Source organism: Salmonella sp. NW884 (genome assembly GCF_051700745.1).
In the GTDB taxonomy this organism is placed as follows: domain Bacteria; phylum Pseudomonadota; class Gammaproteobacteria; order Enterobacterales; family Enterobacteriaceae; genus Salmonella; species Salmonella enterica.
The window spans coordinates 149060-163162 of the sequence record NZ_JAMMDE010000006.1 but is presented as its reverse complement, the minus strand read 5'-3'; the positions used below and the strand labels follow the sequence as shown (position 1 = coordinate 163162).

Annotated in this window: 8 protein-coding genes; 7 read left to right on the top strand and 1 reads right to left on the bottom strand. The window is 50.0% G+C overall.

The features are described 5' to 3' along the window. Window positions 1-145 precede the first annotated feature (145 nt). A complete protein-coding gene (locus tag NA197_RS15015; RefSeq protein ID WP_064043284.1) occupies window positions 146-2191 on the bottom strand; it encodes a hypothetical protein in 2046 nt (681 codons plus the stop codon). A gap of 391 nt (window positions 2192-2582) precedes the next feature. Between NA197_RS15015 and NA197_RS15010 the strand changes: the two genes are divergently transcribed. The 7 genes from NA197_RS15010 (at window position 2583) to NA197_RS14980 (ending at window position 14081) form a co-directional block, all read left to right on the top strand. Continuing rightward, on the top strand, window positions 2583-3146 hold the full coding sequence (locus NA197_RS15010; RefSeq protein ID WP_226996210.1) for a pilus assembly protein PilL: 564 nt from the start codon (window positions 2583-2585) through the stop codon (window positions 3144-3146). Window positions 3147-3236: 90 nt separating this feature from the next. Continuing rightward, a complete protein-coding gene (locus NA197_RS15005) occupies window positions 3237-3800 on the top strand; it encodes a TIGR03759 family integrating conjugative element protein (RefSeq protein WP_000825592.1) in 564 nt (187 codons plus the stop codon). Beyond that, the gene (locus tag NA197_RS15000; protein ID WP_064043283.1) at window positions 3779-4297 is read left to right on the top strand and encodes a transglycosylase SLT domain-containing protein; all 519 of its coding nucleotides are present in this window, start codon (window positions 3779-3781) and stop codon (window positions 4295-4297) included. Before NA197_RS15005 ends, NA197_RS15000 begins: the two co-directional genes overlap by 22 nt. After that, the gene (gene traD / locus NA197_RS14995; RefSeq protein WP_064043282.1) at window positions 4294-6312 is read left to right on the top strand and encodes a type IV conjugative transfer system coupling protein TraD; all 2019 of its coding nucleotides are present in this window, start codon (window positions 4294-4296) and stop codon (window positions 6310-6312) included. The genes NA197_RS15000 and traD overlap by 4 nt, the downstream gene beginning before the upstream one ends. Further along, the gene (locus tag NA197_RS14990) at window positions 6309-6941 is read left to right on the top strand and encodes a DUF4400 domain-containing protein (RefSeq protein WP_000003623.1); all 633 of its coding nucleotides are present in this window, start codon (window positions 6309-6311) and stop codon (window positions 6939-6941) included. Before traD ends, NA197_RS14990 begins: the two co-directional genes overlap by 4 nt. Before the next feature lie 605 nt (window positions 6942-7546). Continuing rightward, window positions 7547-12502 (top strand): AAA domain-containing protein, encoded by a 4956-nt coding sequence (locus NA197_RS14985; RefSeq protein ID WP_064043281.1) that lies wholly within the window; start codon window positions 7547-7549, stop codon window positions 12500-12502. After that, window positions 12495-14081: a hypothetical protein gene (locus tag NA197_RS14980; protein WP_064043280.1), complete on the top strand. Its 1587-nt coding sequence runs from the start codon at window positions 12495-12497 to the stop codon at window positions 14079-14081. Before NA197_RS14985 ends, NA197_RS14980 begins: the two co-directional genes overlap by 8 nt. The last annotated feature ends 22 nt before the right edge of the window (window positions 14082-14103 follow it).

Sequence of the window (14103 nt, the reverse complement as noted above, 5' to 3'; positions counted from 1 at the left end):
TGGAACTAAAATGGGTCTATTTACATCCCCATCGCCGCCATGCTGAAGCTGATGGGGTAAAGATTTCCTTACTGAACTGATTTTACGCCCGTAACCGGGCACCATTTTTCAGATACAAATAATGATTAATTTGTAACTATATAAACTAGTTAATCTGCTCATCTTCTTTACGAATATATGGACCAAAAGCCCAAGAATCATAATAAGGATGATAAATGAGTGTTTCATCAAACCGAACACTATAGGTTAATTTTTTAATGTTTTTACGCACTGCGCTTACACTAGGCAAACAATAAAGATAGTTAAGAAATTTTTCAATTGTTATCTCCCCTGTGCAATGCTCATAACCATCAATAATATTTTTTATTCTATCTCCTTCTTCATTGTTTTGGAAAATCACCCCTGGCACACGTTGAAGAAAACTAGATAACGAATATTTATCGACAACAAACACATTATCGGAATGATATTTCCCTCCAAGCATAGTTGTTGTGACAATAATTTTATGAACACCTTTCGGTTGCCAATCTACCGGGAGATTGAACTCATTAATAATGATATCAAGATGGTTAAGATAGTGTGTTGAAATTCTGTCGATTTGTTCAATATAAGACCGCAATAATTTATTATTACCATCATAAATTAATGAACTATCTCCAATAATATTACACAATTGTTGATAATACTTGCCATAATAAATCGGCTGCCCATTTGATTTAAGCTCTGTAAAAATCAAATGATCATCAATAAGCATTACGCAATCACACTGAAAATTAGCATGTGTTTCAATGGGAGATGCTTTAATCCCAGCTGCACGAACCTGTCTTAAAAATTGCTGTTCATGGAATCGCCCCTTACCTGCCTGAGAGATTTTTTTTGATCCAAATAACGACATTAAAGAACGTGTAGCAGAACTATGTGCTATTAATGCTGGCATTAAGCATAATCCATCTACACAGGGAATGAATGGACAATCATTAAGATCATGTGACTTTGAATTAAAAGTAAAATAACCAATAACTTTTTTCGCCACATCCTCCGCCATACCTTTCCGTTTAAAAAAAGATAACCAATTTTCACGACTCTTTATTATCAGCCATCTGTCTACCTGTAATGGTATAGGTTTTTTGGAGGAAAATCTTTTCCTCAACTCTTCTTTGGATAACTCAACTAAACATTGATAAGCATGTACCCAATTATATAGTGATACATTACCATATTCTTCATGTAGATCGTCAGGTGACATATTTTCTAACTCACTTAAATGATGTGAGCTATAAACACCTTCAGGATTTAAATAAGAAGGCATACGGTTCTTAGCCCATTGCCTTAATTTAAGACCTTTTTTGCTTGAAGTGTGCATCTCACTATATAAATTAGATTCTCTCATCATCAATCTATTTCGGGCAATTTCATAGTCCTGATATAAACAAGAACCATTGACATCAAGAGAGTATGTATCATTATCTTTTTTAGTAAATTCCGCATTACTCAATCTAAAAAAGTCACTTACCCTACTTAATGAGTCAAAAACATTCCATTCATCAAGATATTTTCTCATTGAAAGCAGAGTTTCTTTATCTATACGACAATTTAATTTTAAGGGTTCATTAGTACGTAAATGAGAGAATATTCTCCCAGAATAAGTCGCCACCTCATCAAATGCTCTATTCAACGTTCTGAAATACTCAATATCAGGTTCAGCATTAATATCTATATTTTCAGAGATAATAAACAAGGGGAAATTTTTCTTTACTTTGTTTATATCTTTTACCGTTATTAGTGATGATAGTGAAGATAAAAACATTTCACAAAACAGGATAAGATTAAGTGTTAATGAGTGTGTTCTCTTAATATCTTTACGCCAAATATTATTACATTTCGCAGACTTAAAGAAAGCGTTATTGACATCATGCATTATTTTACATTGGCGTTCAAATTCAGATATTAAATCAATATATTCAGGAAACACATTCATCAATCCATTAACGCATAATTTAAACGTATTATTATATTCTTCCTCGATCTGAAATGAGTATCTATTTAAATAAATAGAAGATATTCTTAAAACATCCAGAGCCATATTAACATTGACATCTTTTCTTTTTATATATTCACCAAAGAAACAACAAAACTCATTGGTATCCTTGGCTATATTAATGATTCTATTAACATCGTAAACCTTACTCATGACCTTTACCCTTCTAATATTTATAGGTTATTTTAAAGCAATCCTCCACGCTAAAAAGTGATTTACCTCGAATATATCAAACCTTATAGAGCATAAAATAAAAAATCCGCAACAGTAGGTAAATAAAAAACCAACCAATTATATAAATAACATTGCCCCACTAAGATATAATTAAACTCAAAACTAAATCATTTATTTTTAATAAGGAAGTTACACAATATGATTCTACAAAAAAAATGAAAGGTAGCCAAATCTTAAAGCTATTATTATTCGCTTATTTACTTTACTATTTTAACAACAATCACCTAATTTAAAAAAACATAAAACAATTGTCGGTAGTCCCTTCCCCTCCCATCCTGCACGCTCCTGTAAAAGCACAGTGGAGGATGCGATGAAACGACTGCTGACAGCTCTGCTCCTGTTTATTTTCAACGGCGTGGCCGCCGCCTCCCCTGCAACGCCAGAAGTCGTTCGCTACGACCGCTATCTGCTGGTCAACACGTCACCGCAACAGCCACTTCTGGAGCAGCTTACCACCCTGTCCGTTCCGCCAGGTTTTCATCCGACGGTCGGGGAAGCGCTGCAGTACCTGCTGCGCGACAGCGGCTGGTTCTTGTGTCTCGCCGATGCGCGCCGGGCGCAGCTTTATGGCCTCCCGTGCCAGTACAACACCGGTCCGCTGCGCCTGAAGGCCACCCTGCAACTCCTGGCGGGCCCGGCATGGCGGATGACCACCGACGAAAACCGTCGCGAAATTTGTTTTGCCAGTGACAATTCCCTCCCCCCGACGGTGGCTTACCGTCATCCCGTGTCTCTCCGCCCTTTGGGGCCATTAACGGCCCCGTTTTTTCTCGCCGGGACCCTACAGCACGGTGATATCCGCCTGGCGGTGATAGTGCCGCCGGATGCTGTTTACCTCCATCAGGTGGTATGGCTGCGCAGGGAAGAGCAGTGACACGGCTGGCGACTGGAGCGGATTGATGAGCGCCGGGCCATATTCCGTCACGGCAAACGCCAGCTGACGCTGAAGATGCCGGAGTAAGCGATGAAACGCCTGATTCTCCTGTTACTGTTCACCGCCAGCGCGTGGGCGCAACCGCTTGAGGTGCAGACCGGCCAGAACGCGGGCTCCACTCTCAGACCGCTGACCACCCTGGGCGTGGAGGCTGAAAGCGATCATGAACGCCAGCGCTTCGCCGAACTGCTGGTCAGGCAGGAATACCGGCGGCTGGAGAAAGAACTCGCTTTCCAGCGCGCGTATGACGCAGCCTGGCAGCGTCTGTATCCGGGCCTGACGCCGCTGAAAACCACCTCCGCCAGCACTTCCCGCGTTTCGCTGTTCGTCCAGGAGGACTGCCCTCCCTGCGACAGCCTGCTGCGTACCCTGCTGGCACAACAGCGCCCACTGGATATCTGGCTCGTCGGAAGCGAAGGCGATGATAACCGGGTGCGCCGCTGGGCGATGGCGCATGGCATTGACGCAAAACTGGTGAGTGAACACAGCATCACGCTTAACCATGACGCGGGCCGCTGGCTGCTGTTGGGCCAGAGCAAAATCCCGGTGGCGCTGGAGCGTAAGGGGGAGCAATGGCGCGAGGTCCTGCCCTGATCCTGCTGCTGCCCTGCCTGGCGCTGGCGCAGCCGCTGCCGGAAGCGTACCTGCGCGCCGCAGAGCATTTCCGCGTGCCGCCGGAACTGCTGTGGGCCGTCACACAGACCGAAAGCGGGGCGAACCTGAGTGGCAAACATCTCCCGTGGCCGTGGACGCTCAATATCGCCGGGACCGGCTACCGCTACGCCAGCCGGGAGCAGGCCTGTCAGGCGCTGCTGGCCGCCATCCGCCACACCAGCACAAAGCGTATTGACGTGGGGCTCGGGCAAATAAATATCGGCTGGCACCAGGCATATTTTGACTCTCCCTGCGATGCCCTGCATCCCCTGCAGAACCTGTCGCTCACCGCACAACTGTTGCGTCAGCGCTACGATGAACGTCCCGGAAGCTGGCTCAATGCTGCCGCCCGCTATCACCGCCCTGCGGGCGGCGCGCCCGCTGCACGCTACCGCAAGCTGGTCAGCCACCATCTGCAACAGGCCGCACCGCCATGAGCCGCTACGCGCTGGAAGCGCTGCTGCGCCCACCCGTGGAGTTTTACAGCACCGTCACCGCAGGCTGTGGCGCATTAATCTGCCTGACGCAGGCCCCACTGCTGATGCTGACGCCGTGGCAGGCCCGCCTGATGGCCTGCGCCCTGATTCTGCTGGCCCTGCGACGAGGCTGGCAGGGATGGCAAATCGTACGCTACCACCGCAACCTCCTGCGCCTGCCGCGCTACGCGCTGACCAGCCGGAAAATCCCGGTCAGCAGCCAGAGGCTGTTTCTCGGTAAAGGCTTTCGCTGGCTGCCAATCCACACCCAGCGTCTGTACGACTGCCTGCAACCGGAAGCCGCACACAGGCTGCGCCCCGGATGGTGCCACCGTCTGGCAAGGCACATCGAAAAACGCAGCGAACATACTCTGCCCGGCCTTGCCCGCCTGCTCAGCGCCGATCGCTGGCTGAACCCGGTACGCCCGCTGCCGCCCGTCGGCGGCAATCCGTGGTTGCATGGGGTGGAACTGAAAGAGTGCGACGTCACCCTGCCGCTCAGTGAACGCCCCGGCCACACGCTGGTGCTTGGCACCACCCGCGTCGGCAAAACCCGGCTGGCGGAACTGCTTGCCACTCAGGACATCCGCCGTGGCGAGGTGGTGATCGTTTTCGATCCAAAAGGCGACGCCGATCTGCTGAAGCGTCTGTGGACAGAGGCGCAGCGCGCCGGACGCGGCGACCGCTTTATCCTGTTACATCTGGCATATCCGGAAATCTCCGCCCGCTACAACGCCATCGGGCGCTTTGGCCGTATCTCGGAGGTGGCGTCGCGCCTCACCGGACAGCTTTCCGGCGAAGGCAACTCGGCGGCCTTTCGCGAGTTCGCCTGGCGCTTCGTCAACATTATCGCCCGCGCCCTGGTGGCGCTCGGTCAGCGCCCTGACTATCAGTTAATTTCCCGCCACGTCGTCAATATCGACGCCCTGTTTATCGACTATGCCCGCATCGTGCTGCCGCGCCACAACGCGCGGGCGTGGGAAGTGGTGGCGCAGCTGGCGGAGCAGCTTAATGACCGGAATATGCCGCGCCATATGCTGGGCCGCGATCCTCACGTGGTTGCGCTGGAGCAGTATCTCAATGCGGAGAAATTATACGATCCGATCCTAGACGGGCTGCTCTCGGCGGTGCGCTATGACAAAACCTACTTCGACAAGATTGTCGCCTCGCTGCTGCCGCTGCTGGAAAAGCTGACCACCGGCACGCTTGCCGCCCTGCTCGCCCCGGACTATCACGATCTGGACGACGAGCGACCGATCCTCGACTGGCAGCAGGCGATCCGCCAGAAGGCGGTAGTCTATGTCGGGCTGAACGCGCTCTCCGATGCGGTGGTCGCTGCCGCCGTCGGCAACTCAATGTTTGCTGACCTGGTGAGCGTCGCCGGACATCTCTACAAGTTTGGTCTGAATGATGGACTGCCCGGCAACAGTGAAAAACCGCCGCCTATCAACCTGCATTGCGATGAGTTTAATGAACTGATGGGCGAGGAGTTTATTCCGCTGGTCAACAAGGGCGGCGGCGCGGGCATTCAGGTCACTGCCTACACGCAGACGCTGAGTGATATTCAGGCCCGCATCGGCAGCGCGCCGAAGGCAGGCCAGGTGGTAGGTAACTTCAACAATCTGATTATGCTGCGGGTGCGCGAAACCGCCACCGCCGAACTGCTGACAAAGCAACTGCCACAGGTCGAAGTGCGCAGCCGCCAGGTGAGTTCCGGCGTCACCGACACGCCGGGCGGCATCAACAGCTTTACCAGCAATACCCGCGAGCAGGTAACCACCAGTAATGTGCCGCTACTCGATACCGCCGCGCTGATCCAGCTTCCCAAAGGCCAGGCCTTTGCCCTGCTCGAAGGTGGGCAATTGTGGAAACTCCGCCTGCCCCTACCCGTGGCGGATAAACACTGCCCGCTGCCGGAGTCTGTGGCACAACTCGTGGCCTGGATGCAGGCGCGCCAGCAGGGACTGGCGGAATGAGTGAACAGCGATCCCCGCCTTCACGTTCGGCTCAGGGGCCGGTCGGCTGGCTGCTGTCGCTGGCCGGAAGGTTTATCGGGCTGGTTATCAGCGCACTGTTGTTGCGGGTGGTGCTGGAACTGGCGGGGCTCTATTTCTGGTGGCCGCAGGAAGGCAGCAGGCATGTTTTTCAGGTGATGAAGCGGGAACAGTCGGAACTAGTTATTGCGTTACAACCACATCCGCAGGGGGAAAAAATAGTGATGCTGCTGGAGAACGGGGTATCTCACATGCTTATAACCAACAGACTCATTCAAAAACCACTCACAGTTCTGGCTTATACATTGGTCAGTTTTATGCTACGCCTGACGTGGCTGGTCGCCACGTTCCCCCTGCTCTGTCTGTGCGTGTTAATCGGGCTGACAGAAGGCCTAGTACGGCGGGATTTAAGGCGGTTTGGCTCCGGGCTGGAATCCGTTTTTCTCCACCGTTATGTCATCAGGTCAGGCAGTTTAGTCGCCACAACGATTTGGGTGTGTTATCTGGCGCAGCCGCTGTTTCTACCTGCGAGGTTAGTTTTATTACCAGCCACCATATGGTTTGGGATAACGGTATGGATGGTGGCTGGTAGCTTTAAGCGCTGGTTATAAACCGCTTAATACTAACTTTCCCATTTTCAACCACAGAGTCTAATTTTATCGATTTGCTGAGAGACGATCTTTTCCACCAACAGGAATCGCTGTAAATCTATCGACTGAATTAGATCAAGTCTGAGCTCATGGGTAGTTTCGTGCCAATAGCGAACTTCTATTAGGTCTAAACGTTCTCATGCCGAGGGCAAATTGGGTCGAGCACAATATTAAAAATATGGCACTGACTACCTTAAGAAGGGGACTTTATAACATTACTACACTATCAGAAGCCGACCACTAGCGCTGATTGTGCTTTCTTATACTGATACATTTGTCGTGACATATTCCGTTCGCATTTGATAAGCATCACTTTTACTCAACAGATGTGATGTTACAGTCGAAAGTCCTATTTAGGGGTAAGTCAGTGGTTCTCGCATTCGGCGAGGGCTGTGGGGCGTACCCACTGATGAACTCTACGAAAATATGAAATTTCTCACAATTGGTCTTATAGACCATTGCTATGCAGCGCTCATGTCGCCGTCTAATATCATTTATAGCACATCGCTATTTACAAACGCCTTCGTCTTATACGTCTCCGTTTACTCACAACCGGAGGCAACTCAATGAAAATACATATCGCGGCAACGCAAGGGTTACACCAAAACGAGCACAATGCCATTCTTGCCATTGAGAAAGCCCTTCCTGCACACTGGGTTGGGTATGCGGGTATCTTGTTGCTCGACAAAAATCGTAAAAGTCTAGAATTTGATGTATTGATCTTCGCCGAGGATCGCATCTTGATGATAGAACTTAAGAACTTCCACGGCCAAATTCATATGGAAGACGACCAGTGGATCCAGACCACGCCTAGTGGGCGTAAAATCAAGCATGGCTCTCCCATCGACCGCAAGCGTGAGCACGCCCAACGAATCAAGTCCATGTTCGATGAAGAGCTGCGCGCGCTGTGGGGGAATACTTTCTACGAAATCCAAGCGTTGGTAGTTCTCTCTGGCGATGCAAAGATTACACAGCTATCGCCAAAGGATAAAGGCTTTGTGCTAACGCTTGATGAGTTCTTGACCATCGCGAATCTAGATACCTATTTTGACAAAATGCCCCACACCAAGGCTGAAGGGTATTTTCGCCGCTATCCTGAAAAGCGCCCATGTGCCCCCGGGCAAATTGCCATTTTTGAGAAGTGGAAACGTGGAGGGAGTTATGTCCAGATCCGCCAGAAGCTCGAAGCAGGCTATGTAATCACGGAGAAGACCCCACATCTAGAGGGCCCCCACGATTACTACAATGAGTTTGACGGCGAACATGAGCGTGATTCGGACGACAAAAGCCAGATACGAATATGGGACTTCACTAAGATGGCCCATGTCGGCACAGATATGTCTGTGCGCGTTTTTTTTGGCTTACGTGAGGACCGAACGCAGCGGCATATACGTCGAACCGATAGTCAACTAGGCAAAGACTATTTATTGGAACCCAAGCACAACCTTCAAGAAGACACACTTACCGTCGACATGGCCGAAGTCTACCAACTTCCTAGGCTAGCCGAGCGTTTGGACGAATACCTAGTATCTACACCGTTGTCGATTGAAAAACGTACATTATTATTAAGAGCTCTGCTAACTCCCTTGGCCGGTATGCATGCCATGGGAGTATATCACCGCGATTTGAGTGCTAAACGCTTGTGGTGGGACCGGGAACGCAATGCCATCATCGTCAGTGGCCTGACAAGTGCCAAATTTCCGGATTTGGGGCATAAAAGCATCAGTGATATGCGTCAGGAGTTGGATACAACGGGTATCGTGCTGCCAGAAGATGCCTTTGGTGAGACCGAGGTATTGGGTCAAGCGGTGGATGTGTTCCAACTGGGAGTACTGTGTTACCAAATTGCCTATGGAGAGCATCTAACCTTATCCCAAGATGAGCCCCCCCAATGGAAGCAGCCTCTAAATGACCCCTTCGAAGGTAAACTAGACAGATTTATCCAGCGTAGCCTAGAGCACGATGCATCAGAGCGCCACACAGATGCGGGTGCAATGCTGGAGGCGCTTACGCGAACCCTGAATTTTCAAAACCTCGATACTAACGAAGATAAGGTTAGGGTGCTCAATGCGTTAGCTGCATTCAATAGTGATGCTATGCCGATAACGCAATATCCTCAGGTAGAAGCACCGAGTACTGATCCTCTGCGCCAACGTATGACTTTCCGCTCCACAACTGTTGATGGGCAGCCCTGTACTGTGCGTATATATTTGAATGCACGCCCCAACAAGGATAACCATGGTCAGTCCCAGCGGCTTCTGCACTTTCTTGAACGCTGTGCCGTCGCCTCCAATAATGTTTTGCCGATTCCGCCATTAATTGAATTCGGCTGCGGCATGATGGGAACACATGTCGTTCAGTCTTATGCCCTAGGGGAGAGCTTGGAACAATGGATGGTGCTGTCCAACCATAGTTATGAGGAGCGCTTCCAATTAGCTGATGCACTGATTCGTGCAGTGCATAACCTACACGATCTGGATCTAAGTCATGGTGATCTGAAACCCGAAAATTTATTGGTCCAGGCGGAAGGAGGCAAGCTGGGCATTCTGCTGCTTGATATGTTTGACTTAGATCTGGATGGCCTTGCTCCGGCAAATTCTGAATACTCCCCAACCACCGACGTCAGCGCCACGGCGCGTGACCGCTATGCCGTATACATGATTGTAGATGAGATATTTGCTGCCTGCATTCATCCTGGCGCCAATAAAATACGTAGGGAGATCCGTAATGCGTTGGGAGATAATAACGCTGTACCTCGTAACCTAGACATGTTACGGCGCACAATGATACATGCAAATGAACCCGAGTTGGTTGAGGCTACGCCCTTGGTGATCGAGAGTTTGTATTTCCCCAACGAGCAGGGCGAACTGTTCGAGATGGACTCAGGCATCTACCACCTGACGGTCAATTATACTAAGGGTAATATTCTAAAATTATTCTTCTTGGGTGTGTCCCATAAATTGACACTGAATCTCAAAGTAGATGGGCCGAGTCTCACCGTGCATCGTATGTTCTATGACCGGTTAGGTACGGGGGAGATGGTGTATGACACCCGTAATAACCGCAAGAATGATAATCGTGCCATGTCGGTCAAGCAGCCCTTTTTACTTAAAAAAGGTTCTTATGGTGCGACAAATACTGAACTACTAAACTTTGTCAGAACATTACATGTAGTGCAACATGTCCTGGACATCAAGCCCGCAGAAGAACCACCGACGGCAGTTGCCGATGCTCCAGGGGAAAGTCTTAAGCGCCTCTGGCTGCGCCTAGTAGAAGTAGAGCGCGAAGCACTGCCCACCGTCAAAGTGATTGCAAGCCCTAAGGAGCGAGATGGCATCGTTCATGTACAGGTTAATGAGAATATCGACGCTTTAGAGTTTGCTGATGATGACGTGATCAACGTGACAGCAGATGATCATGAAACTCACTTCGGCCAACTGGATGTTACTAAGTCCGGCAATGGTGTGCTGGTGCTCTCGGATGACAACCGCGGGAATAACTTCCGCCTGCAAAACATTCGAGAAGATACAATCCTGACTCTGTCTAATTCGGGTAGTGATGTTAGCTGGGAGCGACGAGACCGGGCACTATCACGCATTATTGCTGGTGATGCAGTGATGGGGGATCTAATCGACCGCTTCGTAATTGGCCCTCGAGGTTGCCAGCCTCCAGCATTACCTATGCCGACCGACGAACAAATCAGCCGCTATGGACTGGATGAGTCTAAACGCGCCGCATTCCTGTATTTGCTACAAAATCCACTCAGTGTGTTGATGGGCCCGCCGGGTACGGGAAAAACAACACTACTTAGCGCAACACTAGATTATCTGCTGAATGATGCTGACGTACGCCGCGTACTGGTGGTGAGTCAATCGCATACTGCGGTCGACGAAGTGGCTAACCGTGTGCGTGAGTTGAGCTTTAAGCGCCAGGAACAATCCCCGGATTTCAAACTGCCAAGCATTGTACGCTTAGGTGAGCGCCGCCGGGTCAGCGAAGGTATGCTGGATGTTCACACTAATGCTCTACAAGCTCAAGCCCGTACGGCCTTTCACCGCGATCTTGAAGTCCGGCTGCTAGCACTGTCAGCACGCCTGAAATTGCCTGAGGCATTTGTGCTGGAATCTGCCGCTCTGTATCGTTCCTGCGGTCGTGAATTGTTCGAGTTCACCCCTGCCCGAAATGAAGTAAGGGAATTCCAGCAAGATAGTGTCGATATGGATAACCTGCCAAATAATGAACGAATAGTTCGCTTGGCGGCTGAGCGTCGCCTAGATAATTTGACGAACGCTTTAACTGGCAGGTTGTCAGCTTTTACCGATATGCCCGACCAAGTATTGCATCACAATAAACCGCTGCTCGCGGTACTTAATATGATTGCCGAGCGACACCAGATTAATAATCCGCAGCGCATTGAACGGATGGCTGAGGTAATTAAGGTAGCCCACCACTGGTATCAGCGATTAGCCACAGACGAAACCGGCTATGCCGCCTTTGCTGCTCGTACCCGTCAATTGGTTGTTGGCACATTGGTTGGCATCGGGCATGGCGGATATCAACTGGATAAAAATGCCTTTGACTTGGTGGTAATTGATGAGGCTGCGCGCGCTACGTTTTCCGAGCTAGCCATAGCTATGCAGAGTGCGAAGCGAGTGCTATTAGTGGGGGACTACAACCAATTGGCACCTAGCTATGATGTGGCTCATGTACGCCAAGTCGCCCGTGATCTAGGCCTGAATGAGGTCGATGTAAAACGAACGGATTTTGAGCGAGCTTACGTCTTGAATGATGGCCACATGTTGTTGAAGCAATATCGGATGGCACCCGCGATAGGTGACATTATTAGCCACTGCTTCTATGACGGCACACTTGCGACCGGTCGGCCTTCTGCTCCCGAGTGGATGTCCTCCCTGCCCACCCCGTGGAATCGCACGGTGTCTTGGATCGATACCTCTGACAGTAAGTTGCAAGAAACGAATATCGGCAAGGGAATTGCCAATGAAGTTGAAGTTAACCTGTTGTGCAGCTTGCTGCGGCAATTGGTCGACGATGAGCAGGCGATGGGGCAGCTACGTCAGTGGAATGACAACGATACTACGCCAGCCATCGGGGTTATTACCGGTTACCGCAAGCAGGTGGAACTCCTGCAGATGCGGCTGGAATCTGAATCTTGGGCAGCGCCGATCCGCTCAATGATAAAGGTTGATACCATTGATTCCTATCAGGGCTCTGAAAATCGTATCATCTTATTAAGTTTAGTACGCCATAACTCTGAGCAAAAGGGCGGATTCATGACCGATAATGCCCGAGTTAACGTGGCCCTGTCTCGGGCAAAAGAGCGTCTGTTAATCATCGGTGCAGGGAGTATGTGGCAACAGGCGAATGCATGTCAGCCGCTGGCCCGTGTCTTCGACTATATCCACCAACAGTACTCATACCATAATAGTGAGTACCAAATCATTCGTTCAGCTGACCTGATCCATAATGCTTGCGCCGAGGTGCAGGAGAGTGACTATGTGTAACAAGACCCTTACCTTGAACAGAACAGCGCAGCAACCTGTGGAACTGCCGGCTGATTATGACCGCTTGCTACAAAGTATTACCGTGCTGGCACCAGTACAGAAGATCAGTCTGGACATTGATGTGACGCATAAAGCAGCGCTACCAGCGGTTCTTGAGTCAGCTCTTCTACTAGTGGCGCAACTCGAAATCGTGTCTCCTTCTGAGTTAGGAGGCTTTTTCGGACTCGCTGACCATGAGCGTCAGGTTCTGGTTGATGAAATGATCGACACTGGCCTCGTGCGATACAATGACGAAGGCGATATCGCGACTACAGTCAAGCTGACAATGCAGCGCCGAGAAGGCGCATCGGATGAGGGCATTGCAATTGAGGACGTGGAAAATCACCGTGACTTCACCTTCATCGACCTTTGCACTGGGCACATTCAGCCTAAGTGTAATGCGGACCTGCAGAAAGGTTTGCCCGAGTTGCCACGTAAGATCAATCGCAGTGACTTCACCGATTTGATCGCTAGCCAATTTCGTCGCTTTCAGATTTGCTTACCCGATACCAAGAGCAAGCGCGCACTGCGTAGCTCGAAGGCCCGACTCTACCGAGTGAATCGGGCCTCTGTTGGTCAATCGGGGTTGAAACAGCAGATCTCACTCGATATCCACGCCCATTCCGATCCTCTGAACGGGATACGTCTGGACTCACGGTTGATGGACTATAGCTTAGAGCATACACGCTTGATGGAAAGCTCCGGTCTCAAAACAGAGGCTATTAACTGGCTGCACGAGCGCAAGTTAGAGGCCGCTAGTTCCACACTAGAAGACTATTGTGATCTGGCAAAAGATATGGTGATCCGCCGATATATCGGACGTGATGGTAAGCTGGAACTAGGGCGTTTACTCCATGATCGCCAGCGCAGAAAAACCAGCTATGGTAACAGCACGACGCAACGTATGATGATTGGGCCTGTCTATGCAGCCCCCAATCGTAACACTTTAATTAAGTGGGCTGAACGGTTGCCACGTCAGCAGCAGGTACATCAAGGAATCTGGCTTGGTGCTACCAACGAGTTATTTGGCGCTAGTTTAGGTCTCGGGTCGTTCCTCAAACAAATGAACACCGAGCTCGCAAGTGGAGAGCGCAACAGTCGCCTCAATTTGGCATTTCAGTGCGATGAGGAATTTCGGGCACAGCGTTTAATCACCAATCAGTTTAATAGCCGTACCGACGGTAGCCTACGAATTTTCCCAAAAGGCCGTTCTGAGTCGCACTTGGAAATATTGGTTTTCCCTGGCGAGTACGGTATGGCAGTGGTTCAGTACCATGCTGCTTTGGATCCGTCTCTTGGGTATGCTGGCCTTACATTGCCAATCGGCTACTTCACGACGGACCCTGAGCAGGTAGCTCAGTTGTGGATGCAGGTACAGCAACGAATCCAGTCACCGGTTCGGTCAGCCGACCAGCCCGAGGTAGCGACAGATGATCTTAATAAGCTACTGGGTTGTGCTCCTGCAGAATTGGCACAAATGCTAGTCGACAATTCCGAGGAAAAACTGAAAAAACTGGTGGAAAGATTCAATCAACACTAGCGTCTCCCGCCCAGATGGTTAA

Coding starts and splice junctions, on each gene's coding strand:
- NA197_RS15015 (WP_064043284.1), bottom strand. CDS start 2,191: ATGAGTAAGGTTTACGATGTTAATAGAATCATTAATATAGCCAAGGAT.
- NA197_RS15010 (WP_226996210.1), top strand. CDS start 2,583: ATGAAACGACTGCTGACAGCTCTGCTCCTGTTTATTTTCAACGGCGTG.
- NA197_RS15005 (WP_000825592.1), top strand. CDS start 3,237: ATGAAACGCCTGATTCTCCTGTTACTGTTCACCGCCAGCGCGTGGGCG.
- NA197_RS15000 (WP_064043283.1), top strand. CDS start 3,779: ATGGCGCGAGGTCCTGCCCTGATCCTGCTGCTGCCCTGCCTGGCGCTG.
- traD (WP_064043282.1), top strand. CDS start 4,294: ATGAGCCGCTACGCGCTGGAAGCGCTGCTGCGCCCACCCGTGGAGTTT.
- NA197_RS14990 (WP_000003623.1), top strand. CDS start 6,309: ATGAGTGAACAGCGATCCCCGCCTTCACGTTCGGCTCAGGGGCCGGTC.
- NA197_RS14985 (WP_064043281.1), top strand. CDS start 7,547: ATGAAAATACATATCGCGGCAACGCAAGGGTTACACCAAAACGAGCAC.
- NA197_RS14980 (WP_064043280.1), top strand. CDS start 12,495: ATGTGTAACAAGACCCTTACCTTGAACAGAACAGCGCAGCAACCTGTG.